Consider the following 16,375-nt stretch of genomic DNA (forward strand, 5'->3'; position numbering starts at 1 on the left):
ATAAACTATCTTCAAAACATTATAATCATCATAATAAAACGCGTCAATTTCGCAGGGTATTGACTGGATTTAAATATGATGACTATAATATATTATGATCATCATATTTAAGGGCGGGAGGTGTTGTTGGAAATGAGCCAACATAAACAAGTAGATACATTAGTCATTGGTTCAGGGCCAGGAGGTTATACCGCGGCGGTGCGATCGGCGCATCTTGGAATGAAGACCATTGTTATTGAACGCGGTCAAATTGGTGGCGTGTGCACAAATGTGGGCTGCATTCCTTCCAAAGCGCTGATTGCGGAATCACATCGATATAATTTACACAGACAATGGAGCCGTTCGGTTGCTTCAGATTACTTTGCTGAGGCTCAGGCTTTCAAGCAATCGGTCGTTAACAAACAGTCCGGTGGTGTTCAATATCTGTTGCAAACTGCCGGAGTAACGGTTCTCGAAGGGGAGGCCAGCTTGATTGACGAACATACTGCCATGATTAAACAATCGGAATCGGAGCAATTGATATCTTTTAAATACGCTATATTGGCGACGGGTTCTCGTCCAATTGAGTTGCGGGCGTTGCCGCTGGGTGGACGTATTTTGTCTTCAACGGAAGCTCTGGCATTATCTCATATTCCAACCAGTTTGGTAGTGATAGGCGGCGGATATATTGGCGTTGAGTTGGGACAGATGTACGCCAAATTCGGCAGCAAAGTTACCATTTTGGAAGGAGGACGGCAAGTGCTTCCCGGGTTCGAGGCAGACCTTGTAGCCCCTGTTATCAAGCAGATGAATACCGACGGGATGACCATGATAACCGAAGCGACTGCGGTCAAAGCGGAGCAAGATGCGGATGGGCTAACACTTCATTATGTAAAAAATGAAGAACAGCATGTTGTTAGAGCGGAGTATGCGTTAGTGACTGTCGGAAGGAGACCAAACACAGACGGTAGTCTAGGGCTTGAACGAATCGGCTTGCCGACAACGAGCAAAGGGTTGATTGAGACGGACGAACAATGCAGAACGGTGATACCGAATATTTTTGCTATCGGAGACATTACAGGCGGTCCGGCGCTTGCCCATAAAGCCTCTTATGAGGCCAAGGTCGCAGCCGAGGTGATTGCGGGCCAACCTTCCATCGTCGATTACAAAGCGATTCCGCTTGTCGTTTTTTCCGAGCCGGAGCTGGCCAGCGTCGGCTTAAGCGAGACAGAGTGTACGGCAAGAGCGATTCCGGTTGTCATTGGGAAGTCTTCATTCGGTATTAACGGTAGAGCGCTGGCACTAAAAGCTACGGAAGGATTTGTAAAAGTGATAGCCAATTCGGAATCCGGGATGGTTATAGGCGCGCAAATTGTGGGTGCAGAGGCGTCAACCCTCATTTCTGAGCTTACTTTGGCAATGGAGATGGGAGCAACCGTCGAGGATTTAGCGATGACCATCCATCCCCATCCTACCTTGGGTGAAGTTATTATGGAGGCTGCCGGCAACGCCGTAAGAAAAATATCGAAAAATAAAAACAATAAACAGGTTGTTTAGAAGCATGCAGAGAGTCCGGGGACAATTGCATGTCAATGCGGCTGTGGCGATTCCGTCAAACAGGAAGATCCTCTCCTCTTTAGTGAAGTTTCATCAATGACAGGTTTCTGCTCTGCCTTTTCTGGCAGAGCTTTTTTTATTTCAACAGAAGTGAAACTTAATGAAGGATAAGAGTGTTTATTATATAAAGGAGGGAGAATCGTGCGGATTAGACTCGTTTATCTTATACTCATACTTATTTGCGTCACTTTTGGTTTTACCGTACTTTCTGCATGTACAACCGAAAAATCTGAAACGTTCCAGTCAATACAAGTACAAGGAAAGGAAGGAAGCGAAGAAATGCTAGGCCATACGTCCATTGAAAAAATCAAATTCACTACGACGATTTATTCAATGGATTTGAGCAGCTATGCAGGTAAGAACGTTAATAAGATACCATTTTATTCGGCCGGAAAGATCGATTACCTTACTGAAGACACAGTAAAGTCCTTCAATGAGGGTCATCACCCTTGGTTAGGGCATGCAGAAACCTTCATTAGCATTAAGGCGGCAAATCTTGTTCCCGATGAATATAAAGAGGAGGATGGGATAAAGAGGGAGAATATCAAAATCAAGGCCCTTTCCGATATTGCTGCAATAGCTACGATTACGCTGGGAAGTAGTAAGTATTATGAAATAACCATGGAGTCATCCGAGAACACCGGAGGTATTTTCTATATCACAAATATTGTTCTACATACGACCATCGATGAACAGCCTGCGGTTATTTCACAATTAGAATTTGAAATCTCCGGTAAGATAGATGGATTGGAGCAAGATTATTTCTTTTATCTGGTTGAGGATGGACATGGTTTTTTGGCTGACGGAAAAATAGTTCTTCAAAAGAATGGAGAATTTAAGACGAAAATATCAATAAAACCTCCAACAAATGGCTTTGGACAAATTTCGTTTTATAGTGATGTGAATCAAAATGGGGAATTCGATATTGAAATGGATACGCAGCAAAAAATAAATTCATATGATCTTGTGTACGATAAGCCTCTTGTCGTATCCAATTGAAGTAGTAAGGAGAATTTAACACAGGGAAGGGATGATGATCTATGACTAATTCTTCGTCTGATGTCGTAAATGGAACGGGAGGTCCGATAGCGCCGCGGGATCCGGTAGCAAAGCGCAGTGAATTATACATATTACATGAATCTATGATTGAAGCAACGCTTCGTTCTGATGGGAAGTTCTCTCAAGAGATTTACCTGGACGGCACCCGGCTTGTTGATAAAGCGCGTATTGTGGGCAATGTATCAGATGAAGCCATTCTTGAACTTCTGAAGAGCTCTAGCGGGTTTCGTCGACTCGTCCATAGTATTGGAATCTCCGTTCAAGCGCATGAAGAAGAGGTTACCCATGTTAATTTTACGCTTGAGCATCGTGGGATGAACAACTCGGGATCCCGAGTGAGCGTCTCATGCCCTACTGATGGCAATGAAACGCTCCTGATCTTGGACGATTACGAAGCGTCTCCGGATGATGATGTTCTCGCCAAATTCGTATTTGAGTTTGGGCGAGTGGGCGCTCTGGCGACGACTACCGTAGTTTTCTATCTGAATGATGGTTACGAGGTCCCAGAGCTTGTGAATGACTCACCTGTCGAGTTCGAGTCGCAGGCCTATCGGGAGATGATTAAGAGATCTCTCATGTCTACAGGCAATAACAAGAGATTGAAGGCAGCCATCGAGAAGGCGAAAAGAGGCGAGCCCGTCACGATCGCTTACATTGGCGGCTCGATCACTCAGGGCGCAGGGGCAGTTCCGATTCATAGCCATTGTTACGCTTATCGTTCTTATGATCTCTTTAAACAAATGTTCGCTCCGCAGGATGGCAGCTCGATTCGACTGATCAAGGCTGGGCTAGGAGGCACGCCATCTGAGCTGGGCATCGTCCGCTATGACCGGGACGTACTGAAGGAAGGCACCACCCATCCAGATATCGTCATCGTGGAGTTTGCTGTTAACGATGCGGGCGACGAGACTGGGGGGAATTGTTACGAGAGCCTGGTACTGAAGGCTCTTAACGCTGATAACAAGCCTGCGGTAGTTTTACTGTTCAGCGTGTTCATGAATGACTGGAACCATCAGGACCGTCTTGCTCCTGTCGGACAGCATTATGATCTTCCTATGGTCAGTGTGAAGGATGCCGTAGTGGAACAGTTCCGCTGGACTGCAGACCAAGGCAAGGTTATCTCTAAAAAGCAATTTTTCTACGATATTTATCATCCTACCAATGCGGGACATAGGGTTATGGCCGATTGCTTAACCTGGCTCTTCGCTGTAACCGACCAGGCCATATCTGATGAGGAGGATATTTCGACGGACAAGTTGCCGATCATCGGGAATGATTATATGGGGATTCAGCTGCTGGATCGCCTGAATGGCGAGGGCATAGTTCAGATCGATGCGGGGGGATTCCGGGAGACAGATACCGATCTGCACACAGCAAATATGGACGATCATACTTACGGAACGCCACAATTTCCTAATAACTGGATGCACACCGCCGAATCAGGAGCTGACCGCTTCAAGATGACACTTCGGAGTAAACGGCTTATTCTGGTGTTCAAAGACTCCGGAGATCCTAGCTTCGGCACCGCAAATATATGGGTAGACGGGAAGCTGGTGAGGCAGGGTGATCCACATATAGCGAATTGGACGCACTGCAATGCTGTGATCCTGTATGATGAACGGGACTCGAATGAGCATACGGTGGAGATCGAAATGGCAGTAGGGCATGAGGACAAGCGCTTCACGATTTTAGGGTTCGGTTATGTGCTGTAATCTTGTAATTGACTCACTTAGAAATTCATGTTATATTTTATTTCCCTGCTGCAGAATATTGCATCAGTGAAAATGCGGTCGTGGCGGAATTGGCAGACGCGCACGGTTCAGGTCCGTGTGGGCTAACCCCCGTGGAGGTTCGAGTCCTCTCGACCGCATCAACTTAACAAAAGGGTTCGTAGTTGCTTAGGCGATTACGAGCCTTTTTTTGTGTAAACAGAAAGTATGAAACTCTGGATTACGTCTGCTCTATTTGATCATAAGAAGATAAGCTGAATGTCAACCAAGAGCTGTCCGATGAAAAAATTAGCATAGAGTTTACAAAAGTTCATTAAATTTACCTATCAAAAACTATTATCGTTCAAAAAATGCCTCCAGTTGCTTTATAAAGCTTGGAGGTATTTTTTTGTGTACTTATTATTAACAGGCCTCTTCCCTTAAACGATACTAACTTTGCCTAATTTACGAAAACGACAAGTTCATTTAATTTTCGACAAATATTTTATCTCTATCATGATGGTGAAGGGAAAATATCATTTGAGCAAGAACGAAGGAAATCCTACAAAGGGGAGAAGTGGATGAGGTTATGATTCGTTACTTATGGTTTGACCTGGGCTACACCTTAGTTGCAACTAACCGGGAAGAGGTCTATCAGAAGACGCTGGAGCGATTTGCGGTGACGAAAACGATCGATGAAATTACTATGGCCTACCATCAGGCAGACAAACTGTTCATGCGAGAGTATCCAGGAGTTTTGGGCAAGGACAGCAGGACGTTTTTGCCGTGGTATGTAGGCACATTGAATTATTTCCTTGGACTGTCGCTGCCGATTGAGGACTTGATTCGTATTCATTTGGAACTGGCGAAAGAGCAGCCGATACAGTGGAGAGCATTCGAATTTACTAAACCGACCCTTCATTGTTTGAAAGAAGCGGGATATCAGCTTGGCTTGATCTCTAATTGGGATCAGAGCGCTCGTGAGGTGTTGTCACGCAATCAATTAGAAGAGTTGTTCGATGAAATCATCATCTCTTCGGAGGTAGGGGTAGAGAAGCCGGATCCGGCTATTTTTGAACTGGCTTTGGCCCGAGTCCAGGTGACGGCAGAACAATCCTTATATGTAGGAGACAATTACTATGATGACGTCAGAGGTTGTCAGCAGGTTGGCATTCATTGCCTACTAATCAATCCGTATAACAACCAAGGCATTGAAGAGTTGGATTATACACATATCATCCCAAGTATCCAAGGTGTAGTTGATTATCTGGGACTCAAATCTATCCCGCAAGAGATTAAATAGTCTGGAGCAAGGATCATGACAACGATTAAGGACAAAATTCAAGAGCAATTCGAGACTTTGAGCGCGGGGCAAAAAAGAGCGGCCCATTACATTCAGCAGCATATGCAGGAGGTTGCGCTGCAACCTGCTCATAAGACTGCTACCAAAGCCGGCGTTAGCGAAGCAACGGTTCACCGGCTGGCCCAGGCACTATCCTATCCGAGCTTCTCGGCGATGCATCAGGATATCCAGCGATATATATTGCGCGACCAGCGCGCTGTCAAGAATCTTGAGCATTTGACCAGCCGGCAGGAAGAATCATGGCTGGAGAAGCACTTTACACAAGAAATGGATAATATTCGGGAGACGATGCTGCAAACGGACAAGATGCAGATTCAAGAGACGGTAAGGGCGCTTCTGCAGGCGGAGCGGATTTGGGTAGCAGGCTGGCGAATGGGGTTATCGGTCACCTCTTTTCTCAGCTTTGTCCTTAAGTATATGCTGGGCAATTGCGAGCTAATTCCGCAGGGCAGTGTAGCGGAGTATTCAGCCTATATTCGGCCTAATGATGCCTTATTCGTCTGCGGGTTTCCAAGATACTGCTCCAGAACACTAAAGGTATCGAAGCTGGCCAAGGAGCAAGGAGCCACGGTTATTGCATTGACGGACTCCAATCTATCGCCTTTCGCCAAGCTGGCCGATCTGACTTTATTGGCGCAGAGCAAATCGAAGGGATTTCTTGACTCGTATACGGCTTCTTTATCCGTAGTGAATGCAATCATTAATGAAATCTCTTATTTGGAGAAGGACCGGGTCAAGGTCAATATTGAGCGAATGGAGCTTATGTTTGAAGAGTTCCAGGATAGTTTCGAGTGGATGGGTAGAACGAAGTGATTTGTTGGAAAGGAAATAGCAATGGATCTTACGGTTATAGGGTACTGGGGAGCATATCCCGACAAAAATGAAGCAACCTCAGGTTATTTACTTGAGCATAAGGGCAGCAAAATTTTATTGGACTGCGGCAGCGGGGTTCTGTCCAAGCTGCAAAATTACACGACGCTAGAGGAACTGGATGCCGTCGTTATAACTCATCTGCATGCGGATCATATGGCGGATGTGTACAGTCTGGAGTTCGCTACACTTATTTCCATGCAATTAGGTAGGCGCCTTAAACCGCTGGAAGTGTACGTCTATTACAAGGATTCCAACAGGCTCGATTTCTCTTATCCGCAATATGTAAATGTACATCAGGTTACTCCGCAAAGTGTAGTGACGATTGGCGAGCTTACTTTGGAATTCTCGGAGAATATTCATGAAGTTCCTTGTTGCGCAGTCAAAGTGACATCAGGGGAAGGAAAGAGCCTCGTCTACTCTGGTGATACGGGTTACTGCCAGAAAATCATTGATTTCTCATGGGGTGTTGATGTGCTGGTGCTGGAGAGCAGCTTCTACAGCTGGCAGAAGGAATTGAATCAAGGCCACCTGACTGCGGGAGAGGCAGGTCAAATCGCTGCCATAGCTCAGCCCGGAAGGTTAATCCTGACGCATCTTCCCCATTATGGTGATCATCAACAATTGGTGCTAGAAGCTTCCGTTCATTATAACGGTGAAATTCAATTAGCTTATTGCGGTATGAGACTGACGATTTAATTCAGGAAGGGGAAAATCAACGTGGCAATTTTGAAGAAAAAACTGGCTCTTGGTATTTCTACTCTCTCTTTATTGGCGGTTATCATCACAGGCTGTGGCAGTAATAGTACGGCAAGTAACTCAGTAGGCAATTCAGCAAACACAACAGCATCTAACGAATCCAACCAAACTGTGCAGAATTCAGGTGAAAAGGTCATGGCGGGTGGGACCGTCCGAGTAGCGATGTCTACGGAGCCCGATAATCTGGATCCTTATTTATCGGCTGCAACGGATACCAACTCCATGATGGATAATGTGTTCGACGGATTATTTGAAGCGGGAGAGAACAGCGATTTGGTCCCAGCGATTGCTTCTTCCTACCAAGTGTCGGAGGATGGATTGACGTATACTTTCACTTTGAAACAGGGCATTAAATTTCACAACGGCGCTGATCTGACGTCAAAGGATGTGTATTACTCCTATGCCAAGCTGTCCGGGCTTAATGGACAAGAGCCGCTATCATCCAAGTTCTCGGGTATCGAAAGTATAGATACGCCGGACGATTATTCAGTTGTCATTAAATTGAAGGAGAAAAATGCCGCCTTCCTCGCTGCCAACATTATCGCTATTGTACCTAAGGATTATGAGCAGCAAAGCGAGAAACCGATTGGCGCAGGACCTTACAAGTTTGTTGAATATAAACCGGGTCAGGAACTGGTTCTAGAGAAAAACGAAAATTTCTACAACAAGGACCATGCCCCTGTAATAGATAAAGTCGAGTTCAAAATTATGCCGGACGCCAACGCGTCTGTATTAGCCCTGCAATCGGGGGATATTGATATGATCCCAGGCATCAGCAGTCAAGGCGTACTTCAATTGGGTGATGGCTACACCGTGATCTCCGGTCCGCAAAACATGGTTCAACTGATGGCTTTAAACAACTCTGTGAAGCCATTAAACGATGTAAAGGTTCGTCAGGCCATCAACTATGCGATCGACAAGGATGCAATTATTCAGACCGTTGCGGAAGGGAATGGCACGAAATTAGGTTCCAATATGAGCCCTGCCATGAAGATGTACTACCAGGAAGGTCTGGAAGATTACTATAAGACTAACGTTGATAAAGCCAAAGAACTGTTGAACGAGGCCGGTTATCCTAATGGATTTGATCTAACAATCACAGTTCCATCCAACTATCAATTCCACGTAGATACTGCTCAGGTGATCGCAGATCAACTCAAGAAGGCTGGCATCAATGCAACAATCAAGCAAATTGAGTGGAGCAGCTGGCTGGAGGATGTCTATAATAACGCCAAATATGAATCAACTATTGTTGGACTAACCGGCAAGCTGGATCCGCAAGAGGTATTGGGAAGATACGAAACTACTTACGCTAAAAACTTCTTCAAATTCAGCAATGCTGATTTCGATAAGTTAATCAGTGAAGGCAAGATAGAAATCAATGAAGCAAAGCGGGCCGATTTATATAAGCAGGCACAAACCCTGTTAACAGAACAGGCAGCGGCCGTCTTTATTATGGACCCTAACCGGACCGTTGCGATGAAGGGGAATTTAAAGGGCTTCAAAATGTACCCGGTGCAAAAATACGATTTTGCTGAGATGTACTACACAGAACAGTAAAGTAGGGGAATATCTTGAGATTTTATATTCGCAAGCTGATCACCTTTATATCTACACTGGTTCTTGTGTCCGTCATTACGTTTCTGGTATTTCAGGTTCTTCCCGGAGACCCGGCGCAAATTATTCTCGGTGTGGATGCAGACCCGCAGCAAATTGCCGCTTTGCACGAAGCAATGGGGCTTGACCGATCGGCCGGAGAACGTTATTTGATGTGGATCAAGGATACCTTATCCGGCGATTTCGGCACCTCGGTGCGATATCACAGACCGGTAGCCGACCTGTTATTGGAGCGTCTGCCTGTTACCTTATCCTTGGCTTTATTCTCCCTGGGGCTGACCCTGATCATAGGGCTCCCCCTGGGGATTTATATTGCCAGAAGAGACGGCAAGTTATCGTCCTTGCTCCTGTCGCTATTTACGCAGTTAGGCGTATCGGTGCCTTCATTTTGGCTGGCTTTTATTCTAATCTTATTATTCTCGGTCACGTTCAAATTGTTCCCGACCTATGGATATACTTCATGGAGCACAAATCCGCTTGGTGCCATCAGGTCGTTGTTTCTGCCCTCTCTGGCCCTCGCTATTCCCGGCTTCGCGGTGGTGATCCGTTATTTAAGAAATACGCTGCTGGATCAATCGCGCATGGATTATGTACGGACGGCTAGAAGCAAAGGTCTGCATGAGAAGGGAATCATGTACCACCATATACTGCGCAACGGACTGATTCCTGTCATTACCATTGTCGGGTTATTAATTGCCGATACGCTGGGAGGCAGTATTGTGGTTGAGAATGTATTTGCACTCCCGGGTATTGGAAATTTGCTGGTCAGCTCCATCGGGGCGCGAGATCTGCCGCTGGTACAAACGATGGTGCTGTATATTGCCGTGATTGTCGTCAGTATTAATTTTATCGTCGACATGCTCTATAAAGTCATCGATCCCCGGATCCGGTTGAAAAGGTGAAAGCTATGAATTGGAAGCAGTTAACTAAAAGCAAGCCGCTCCTTATCGGCAGTTCGCTCATTGCCCTGTTAATGCTGATGATGCTAATCAGTTTGTTCTATACTCCTTATGGCCCCAACGATATGAATTCCGGCATACGGTTGTCGCATCCCCAATTGTCCCACTTATTTGGGACAGATAATTTCGGGCGGGATATCTTTAGCCGGATTATGAAGGGCTCACAGACCGCTTTTCTTATAGGGCTAAGTTCTGTGCTGATCGGATTATCCTTGGGTGTGCTTATCGGCGCAATCTCCGGCTATTTCGGAGGCTGGCTGGACGAAGTGATTATGCGTTTGATGGACGCGCTGCTGGCTTTTCCGGGCATTTTGCTGGCCATCATGCTTGTTTCGGTATTTGGACCGGGACTTAACAATACAATCATTGCCTTGGGCATCATGAGTATTCCCTCCTTCTCGCGGATCGCCCGCAGCGGTTTTATGCAGTATAAGGAGTTTGATTTCGTTAAGGCGGCAATAGCCAAAGGGGCAGGGCCGCTGCGAGTCATCTGGTATCATATTTTGCCTAATATTGCTTCGTCCCTTATTGTTGCCACCTCATTGAGATTCTCAGGCTCCATTCTGGCCGAGGCCGGGTTGAGCTATTTGGGACTAGGCGTACAGCCACCTGACCCAAGCTGGGGCAGAATGCTGAATGAAGCGCAGCCTTTTATGATCAATGCTCCTTGGTATGTTCTTATTACAGGTGTGATCATTACGATCATGGTTCTGGGTTTCAATTTATTGGGCGATGGGCTTCGTGATCTTTATGACAGGAAGAGCTAGGGGGTGGACATAATGAATCCGGCTTTATTGGCCTTGGAGAATGTGGAGGTTGCCTTTTCCGTTAACGGGAAGAGCTATCCAGCATTGCAGGATATCTCCTTTCAGGTAGGGGAGAAGGAAGTAGTAGGCATTGTAGGTGAATCTGGTTGTGGCAAGAGCCTGACTTCATTATCTGTGATGGGCTTGCTGCCGGGTACGGCAAAGACGACAAAAGGCCAAATTGTTATGGATGGGCTGGCGGTAAGCGGCTTAACCCCGGAGGCCTGGTGCGAAATCAGGGGGAAACAAGTCTCCATGATCTTTCAAGACCCCATGACCGCATTAAATCCTCTAGTGCCGATCGGCAAGCAAATTGCTGAGACGCTATTAATACATTCCGCTGTTACAAAGAAGGAGGCTAAAGAACGGGCACTCGAAATGATGACCAAGGTTGGTCTATCCAGAGTTGAGCAGTTGTATAATGACTACCCTCATCAGCTCTCCGGCGGGATGCGGCAGAGAGTGATGATTGCCATGGCGTTGATCTGCAATCCACGGCTATTGATCGCTGATGAGCCCACTACGGCACTGGATGTTACGATACAGGCCCAGATTCTCCAGCTACTACGTGATATTAATGAAACGATGGGTACAGCGATTATCTTAATCTCTCATGATTTGGGGGTTATTCGCGAGGTATGCGATCGGGTTCTGGTCATGTACGCCGGGTATATCGTTGAGGACGCACCGGTGCAGCGTATATTAGAGGAACCGAAGCACCCGTATACGCGCGGCTTGCTGCACTGTATTCCTGATATCAGCAAGCGGGGACAGCCTCTGTACACGATACCTGGCAGAGTTCCGCCGATTACGGAACGGCCTGGAGGTTGTCCTTTTGCCGGGCGTTGTGCGCAGGCGATGCCGGAATGCAGGGAGCATGTGCCGCAACTAGAGCAAGTAGTGGAGCAGCATCAAGTTCGCTGCCATCTTTATCCCGGGGCAGGTGAAGCCGTATGACACAGTCTCTACTCCGGGTTGAGGATTTATCGAAGCACTATGAAGTAGCGAGACAGGGACTGCTGGAAGAGAAGAGGTGCGTAAGGGCGGTAAATGGTGTTTCTTTTGACATCAGAGAAGGTGAAACGTTTGGACTAGTTGGGGAGAGCGGTTGCGGTAAATCTACGACAGGGCAAATGCTCGTTCATTTAGTGCAGCACACGGGTGGGCAGATCCATTTTGCTGGCAGAGATATTACCAATCTGTCCAAGCATGAGATGAAGGCGCTGCGCAAGGAGCTGCAAATCGTCTTCCAAGACCCTTATTCTTCGCTTAATCCGAAGAAAAAAATCGGCTGGCTGCTGGAAGAGCCGCTCATCATCCATCAAATCGGCAGCAAGGCTGAGCGGCAAAAAACCATAAGCGAAGTGCTGGAACAGGTTGGATTGGATCAAAGCCACCTTCAGCGCTATCCTCATGAGCTTAGCGGCGGCCAAAGACAACGGGTCGGGATTGCTTCGGCTCTAGTTCTGAACCCTAAATTTATCGTTATAGATGAGGCGGTTTCGGCGCTCGATGTTTCCGTTCAGTCGCAAATCCTGAATCTGCTGAAGGAGCTGCAGCGGGTGCGCGGCCTAACTTATCTGTTCATCTCACATGACCTGAATGTTGTTCAGTACATGAGTGATCGAGTAGGTGTGATGTATTTGGGAAAAATGGTGGAGATTTTCGATGTAGAAGCAGGCGGCGAGCCGCTGCATCCTTATACACGTGCGTTATTTTCGTCGATCCCTCAAGTAGGAAGCCGCCAGAAGGAACGTATCGTATTGTCTGGAGATGTTCCTAATCCCATTTCTCCGCCGCCCGGTTGCGCTTTCCATCCCAGATGTCCTTTGGCTGTGGAGCAGTGCCGTCACTCTACCCCTGTACTTCGCAGTCAGGAAGCCGGTCATTACGTTAGTTGTCATTTATATGAGGAGGAAGCAGTTCATGAGATTAGGAGTCATATCGGATCTGCATGTTGATCTAAACGAAGTGTCCGGGCAGCCGCTGATTGAGGAGGTATTGCTCGAGGTCGTTGCTGCAAGTGAATTGCAGCATCTGATCATTGCCGGCGATATCTCTAATGATGTGAACCGAAGCATGGCTGTACTGAGAAGACTGAAGGCTGAATCAGGCATTCCGGTGCTGTTCGTACCGGGTAACCATGATTATTGGAGCAAGGATAACGGTATAACCGATACTTGGGAGATTTACAGACAATATCAGTCTTATGAAGGCTGTTTGAGTCAGAATCCAATCCAGCTTGATGACGATTGGGTCGTTATCGGCAATTCCGGCTGGTACGACTATACAATGGGCGAGCCCAAATACAGTTTCGCCGATTTCGAGAAAATGCATGCTATGGACCGCACCTGGCAGGATAGCATTTACGTGAAGTGGAACATGAGCAATCAGGAGATTCATCGTTACTTCTATCGCCATTTAGAGCAGGAATTGGAGCGTCATCAGGGCCAAAATATTATTATGGTTACCCATATGCTCACCCACCCTTATTTTAAGGCGCCTGTCGATCATCCGCAGTGGCAGTATTTTAATGCTTTTCTTGGGAGTAATGAGTATGCTGAACTGTATCATAAATACAAGGTGCGCTACGGGATAATGGGTCATGTTCATTATCGCAAGCGAATGAAGGAACAGGAGACGGAGATGATCTGCGCTTGTCTTGGTTATCGCAAAGAATGGAGAACGGTGGAAGCGCTGAAGGAAGTTCAGGATTGCTTACAGATTATTTCGATCTAAGAGACACCATAATAAAAGATATATTACAGATAGCCTCTGTTCATCGCTTAAATTAGCGGAGGGGGTGGTCCAAGCCTGCGACTCGATCTTACCATGCCTAAAAAATCAGCTCCTGAAATGTCCTTAAGGCGGTTCAGGAGCTTTTTGCATATTAGGGGATTATAAGTATTGCTCAACACTTGTGCGTTACCTTCTTAAGAATATTTCTTCATCATTTCATGCAAATAATTTCGAAAATCTTCAACATAAGTTTTTGGCTCTATTATTTCTAGATTTGTACCGAAGCTTGCTAGAAATTGAAATCCAATACTGTTTTGAGGAACATGGATTGTTGCCAATAAAAGTTCAGAACTATAGTTTTCAATACTCTTTCGACCATACCTTTCTATGAAGTGATCTTGTATGCTGGGCGAAATCAACGCTCTTACAGCGACTAGTTCCGGTTGATAACTTGTTTCATGTTCTTGTTCTAACGAATAATCCCTAGGGTTAAATGTTTTTTCATCTACATGAAACTGATCGATCCTAGATAATTTAAATGTTCTAAATCTCATGCGATGCAAACAGAATCCTTTCAAATACCAACTCGTTTCACTGAAATGAAGCTGATAGGGCTCGACCATTCTCTTCGTTATCATGCCATTTTTATCGATATAATCAAATGAAATCAATCTTCTCGCTAATATGGCCTCTTGACACATCTTCAAGATTTGACGAATTTCGGACCGACCCTCCCAATCATAAAATGACAGTTGGATGGAACCTTTCGGGGACAACGGGCTAACCATGGCTTCTATTTTTTTTATCGTCACTTCAACTTCTTCGCTAATTAGAATTTGTTCCAATCCGCCGAGCGCGGTCAATATATTCTCCAAGTCAGAGCTGCTTAAAAGACGTTTATCAACCTTATATTCGTCCATAATACCATAGCCACCATGAACTCCGTTGACAGAATAGATGGGGATATTTGATAAACTCAATGTTTCCATATCACGAAGAATCGTTCTTTTGGTAACGTTAAATAACTGTGCGAATTCTTTGGTTGAAACAACATCCTTTTTCAGCAATATCATGATGATGGATATTAATCTCTCAACCTTTTCCATATGTTCTCCTTCTTTTTTGAACTTTATTTATAAATGGTGACATACATATGTCACCTCTTATTCATTATACTACATTTATAACAAGAAGGAGGTTTTACTTTATGTCAGCTATTGTCTATTTAAACTTTGATGGGGTTGCAGAACAAGCGATTGATTTTTATTCGGAGGCTTTAAATGCAATTGAAGTAAAAAAAGTTAAATTTAAGGATTTTCCGCAAGATCCAAACTACCCGTTACCGGAAAATGAGTTAAATATGATCATGGAGTCTTCAGTAGAATTTGCAGGCGGGAAAATCATGATGTCGGATATTATACCTTCGATGAAGAGTGTAACGGGCGAGTTGGTTAAAGGTAATAATATACTGATTAGTATCGTTAATGATGATAAACAGGCACTAGAAAAATATTTTTCTAATTTGTCTGTAGGTGGTTATGTTATCATGCCGTTATCCAATACGCCTTGGTCTTCGTGCTTTGGGATGCTGGTCGATAAGTTCGGAGTTTCCTGGAAGTTTAATAGTGACGCAGATAAGTTTCTAAATAACGTAATTTCCAACAAACAGTAACTCATTTTTGCATATCCCTTAGGCGTATAAATCTATTCAGAACAGGAGAATGGATTTGATTTATGGAAATCGGAGATCTAATTCCAGTAAAATCGAGAGCAGATTTAAGGATTTGGCTGCAGAACAATTTATCGGAGACGGATCTAGCGCAGAGACTGTCTCCCAGGAGCAAAAAAAGTTCAAGGACTGAATTGTACGGTCAATGGAACGATAATGGACGTCTGCTAGACTATTAATATAGGCAAGAATAAAAAAACCGTCAAAAGTCTTGATTTTACAAGGTTTTGACGGGTTAAAAATGTTAAGAGTACATTTCCGTAATCATATTGACGGCTTCCTTGGCGATTATTAATTTATCACAATTCAGAACGTTGTATACATTAAGTGAATCTGCTACAGTGGTTTCTACACCAGGAATGTTATTGGCGCTCTTAAAAACAAAGTTATTTATCATAGGTGTAACAATTAGCACCTTTTTCTCTGCCCCAAGAGCATTAAGCATAGCTACTATAGACTTTGTCCTGTAGTTATCCAACTTGATTTCATCGACGACAATGAATTCTTTATTCTGTACTTTGCTTGATAAGGCAGATTTTATCGCGAGCCGCTTAACCTTTTTATTGAGTTTGTAGCTATAGTCGCGAGGTTTAGGAGCAAACACAACTCCTCCACCGCGCCAATGTGGCATACGAATCGAACCTGCTCTAGATTTATCAATTTTATTCTGCTTATATGGTTTTCTGCCACCGCCCCTAACTTCACCACGTGTTAATGCAGATTGGGTTCCACTGCGATTATTTGCTAGATAATTTAGAACTGCATCATGCATAACTGATTCATTGGGAATAATACCAAAAATAGATTCTTCAAGTTCCATTTCCCCAACATGAATACCATCCATGTTAAAAATAGTAACGTTCAACATTATTCTTTCCTCCAGATCCTAAACTTTCAGGATGTTGGTACCCACATCCAAAGTAAAAACTTCATTGCATTAGAAAAGTTGTTGATTAATGTTCTTTGTATATTTACAATAGCATCCATTATATTAACCTCCGTTTGTCCTGCTACATTTTAGAAGAACCGCTAGTAATTAAGGTAACAGATAGAAATCACATAAACTATACACAAAACGGCTCTGTAATGTTTGGTATAACCTGCATCAGGGGACAAAAAAAGATGGTCCCGTGTGAGTACAGGGATCATCTTATAATTTGTGCACAATA

Annotated in this window: 15 protein-coding genes and 1 tRNA gene; 14 read left to right on the forward strand and 2 right to left on the reverse strand. The window is 44.9% G+C overall.

All coding sequences use genetic code 11. From position 1 onward, the window contains the following. Positions 1-132 precede the first annotated feature (132 nt). From lpdA to BFJ94_RS02745, 13 genes are all read left to right on the forward strand, one after another. Positions 133-1,536, forward strand: coding sequence for a dihydrolipoyl dehydrogenase (gene lpdA / locus BFJ94_RS02685; RefSeq protein ID WP_120460951.1), 1,404 nt, complete (start codon positions 133-135; stop codon positions 1,534-1,536). A gap of 201 nt (positions 1,537-1,737) precedes the next feature. Then, complete coding sequence (locus BFJ94_RS02690; RefSeq protein WP_120460952.1) at positions 1,738-2,595, forward strand: hypothetical protein; 858 nt, start codon at positions 1,738-1,740, stop codon at positions 2,593-2,595. 41 nt (positions 2,596-2,636) lie between these two features. Next, positions 2,637-4,367: an SGNH/GDSL hydrolase family protein gene (locus tag BFJ94_RS02695; protein WP_120460954.1), complete on the forward strand. Its 1,731-nt coding sequence runs from the start codon at positions 2,637-2,639 to the stop codon at positions 4,365-4,367. A 74-nt stretch (positions 4,368-4,441) separates the two neighbouring features. Continuing rightward, positions 4,442-4,525, forward strand: a tRNA-Leu gene (locus BFJ94_RS02700). 428 nt (positions 4,526-4,953) lie between these two features. Further along, positions 4,954-5,667, forward strand: coding sequence for an HAD family hydrolase (locus BFJ94_RS02705; protein WP_120460956.1), 714 nt, complete (start codon positions 4,954-4,956; stop codon positions 5,665-5,667). A 15-nt stretch (positions 5,668-5,682) separates the two neighbouring features. Next, positions 5,683-6,540 carry a MurR/RpiR family transcriptional regulator gene (locus BFJ94_RS02710; RefSeq protein ID WP_120460958.1) on the forward strand — a complete coding sequence of 286 codons (858 nt, stop codon included), beginning with the start codon at positions 5,683-5,685 and terminating at the stop codon, positions 6,538-6,540. A gap of 21 nt (positions 6,541-6,561) precedes the next feature. Further along, complete coding sequence (locus tag BFJ94_RS02715; RefSeq protein ID WP_120460960.1) at positions 6,562-7,296, forward strand: MBL fold metallo-hydrolase; 735 nt, start codon at positions 6,562-6,564, stop codon at positions 7,294-7,296. Between the two features lie 21 nt (positions 7,297-7,317). Next, complete coding sequence (locus BFJ94_RS02720) at positions 7,318-8,916, forward strand: ABC transporter substrate-binding protein (RefSeq protein ID WP_229717195.1); 1,599 nt, start codon at positions 7,318-7,320, stop codon at positions 8,914-8,916. A gap of 14 nt (positions 8,917-8,930) precedes the next feature. Further along, entirely contained in the window at positions 8,931-9,875 is a 945-nt protein-coding gene (locus BFJ94_RS02725; protein WP_120460962.1) for an ABC transporter permease, read from the forward strand. 5 nt (positions 9,876-9,880) lie between these two features. Next, complete coding sequence (locus BFJ94_RS02730) at positions 9,881-10,699, forward strand: ABC transporter permease (protein WP_120460964.1); 819 nt, start codon at positions 9,881-9,883, stop codon at positions 10,697-10,699. Positions 10,700-10,711: 12 nt separating this feature from the next. Beyond that, complete coding sequence (locus BFJ94_RS02735; RefSeq protein ID WP_120460966.1) at positions 10,712-11,695, forward strand: ABC transporter ATP-binding protein; 984 nt, start codon at positions 10,712-10,714, stop codon at positions 11,693-11,695. Next, positions 11,692-12,699 (forward strand): ABC transporter ATP-binding protein, encoded by a 1,008-nt coding sequence (locus BFJ94_RS02740; protein ID WP_120460969.1) that lies wholly within the window; start codon positions 11,692-11,694, stop codon positions 12,697-12,699. The genes BFJ94_RS02735 and BFJ94_RS02740 overlap by 4 nt, the downstream gene beginning before the upstream one ends. Further along, a complete protein-coding gene (locus BFJ94_RS02745; RefSeq protein WP_120460971.1) occupies positions 12,665-13,477 on the forward strand; it encodes a metallophosphoesterase in 813 nt (270 codons plus the stop codon). Before BFJ94_RS02740 ends, BFJ94_RS02745 begins: the two co-directional genes overlap by 35 nt. A 194-nt stretch (positions 13,478-13,671) precedes the next feature. Here BFJ94_RS02745 and BFJ94_RS02750 read toward each other — a convergent pair whose 3' ends face one another. Then, positions 13,672-14,583, reverse strand: a complete 912-nt coding sequence (locus BFJ94_RS02750) for a helix-turn-helix transcriptional regulator (protein WP_120460974.1) — start codon at positions 14,581-14,583, stop codon at positions 13,672-13,674. A gap of 101 nt (positions 14,584-14,684) precedes the next feature. Here BFJ94_RS02750 and BFJ94_RS02755 point away from each other — a divergent pair, with 101 nt between their 5' ends. Beyond that, positions 14,685-15,149, forward strand: a complete 465-nt coding sequence (locus BFJ94_RS02755) for a VOC family protein (RefSeq protein WP_120460976.1) — start codon at positions 14,685-14,687, stop codon at positions 15,147-15,149. A 301-nt stretch (positions 15,150-15,450) separates the two neighbouring features. On the opposite strand, the gene rplD is transcribed toward BFJ94_RS02755, so the two are convergent. Next, positions 15,451-16,074 carry a 50S ribosomal protein L4 gene (rplD, locus tag BFJ94_RS02765; protein ID WP_120460978.1) on the reverse strand — a complete coding sequence of 208 codons (624 nt, stop codon included), beginning with the start codon at positions 16,072-16,074 and terminating at the stop codon, positions 15,451-15,453. Positions 16,075-16,375 lie beyond the last annotated feature (301 nt).

Origin of the sequence: Paenibacillus aceti (assembly GCF_003614185.1) — a bacterium.
In the GTDB taxonomy this organism is placed as follows: domain Bacteria; phylum Bacillota; class Bacilli; order Paenibacillales; family Paenibacillaceae; genus Fontibacillus; species Fontibacillus aceti.

Coding starts and splice junctions, on each gene's coding strand:
- BFJ94_RS02715 (WP_120460960.1), top strand. CDS start 6,562: ATGGATCTTACGGTTATAGGGTACTGGGGAGCATATCCCGACAAAAAT.
- BFJ94_RS02740 (WP_120460969.1), top strand. CDS start 11,692: ATGACACAGTCTCTACTCCGGGTTGAGGATTTATCGAAGCACTATGAA.
- BFJ94_RS02710 (WP_120460958.1), top strand. CDS start 5,683: ATGACAACGATTAAGGACAAAATTCAAGAGCAATTCGAGACTTTGAGC.
- BFJ94_RS02730 (WP_120460964.1), top strand. CDS start 9,881: ATGAATTGGAAGCAGTTAACTAAAAGCAAGCCGCTCCTTATCGGCAGT.
- BFJ94_RS02695 (WP_120460954.1), top strand. CDS start 2,637: ATGACTAATTCTTCGTCTGATGTCGTAAATGGAACGGGAGGTCCGATA.
- BFJ94_RS02705 (WP_120460956.1), top strand. CDS start 4,954: ATGATTCGTTACTTATGGTTTGACCTGGGCTACACCTTAGTTGCAACT.
- BFJ94_RS02755 (WP_120460976.1), top strand. CDS start 14,685: ATGTCAGCTATTGTCTATTTAAACTTTGATGGGGTTGCAGAACAAGCG.
- BFJ94_RS02745 (WP_120460971.1), top strand. CDS start 12,665: ATGAGATTAGGAGTCATATCGGATCTGCATGTTGATCTAAACGAAGTG.
- lpdA (WP_120460951.1), top strand. CDS start 133: ATGAGCCAACATAAACAAGTAGATACATTAGTCATTGGTTCAGGGCCA.
- BFJ94_RS02750 (WP_120460974.1), bottom strand. CDS start 14,583: ATGGAAAAGGTTGAGAGATTAATATCCATCATCATGATATTGCTGAAA.
- rplD (WP_120460978.1), bottom strand. CDS start 16,074: ATGTTGAACGTTACTATTTTTAACATGGATGGTATTCATGTTGGGGAA.
- BFJ94_RS02735 (WP_120460966.1), top strand. CDS start 10,712: ATGAATCCGGCTTTATTGGCCTTGGAGAATGTGGAGGTTGCCTTTTCC.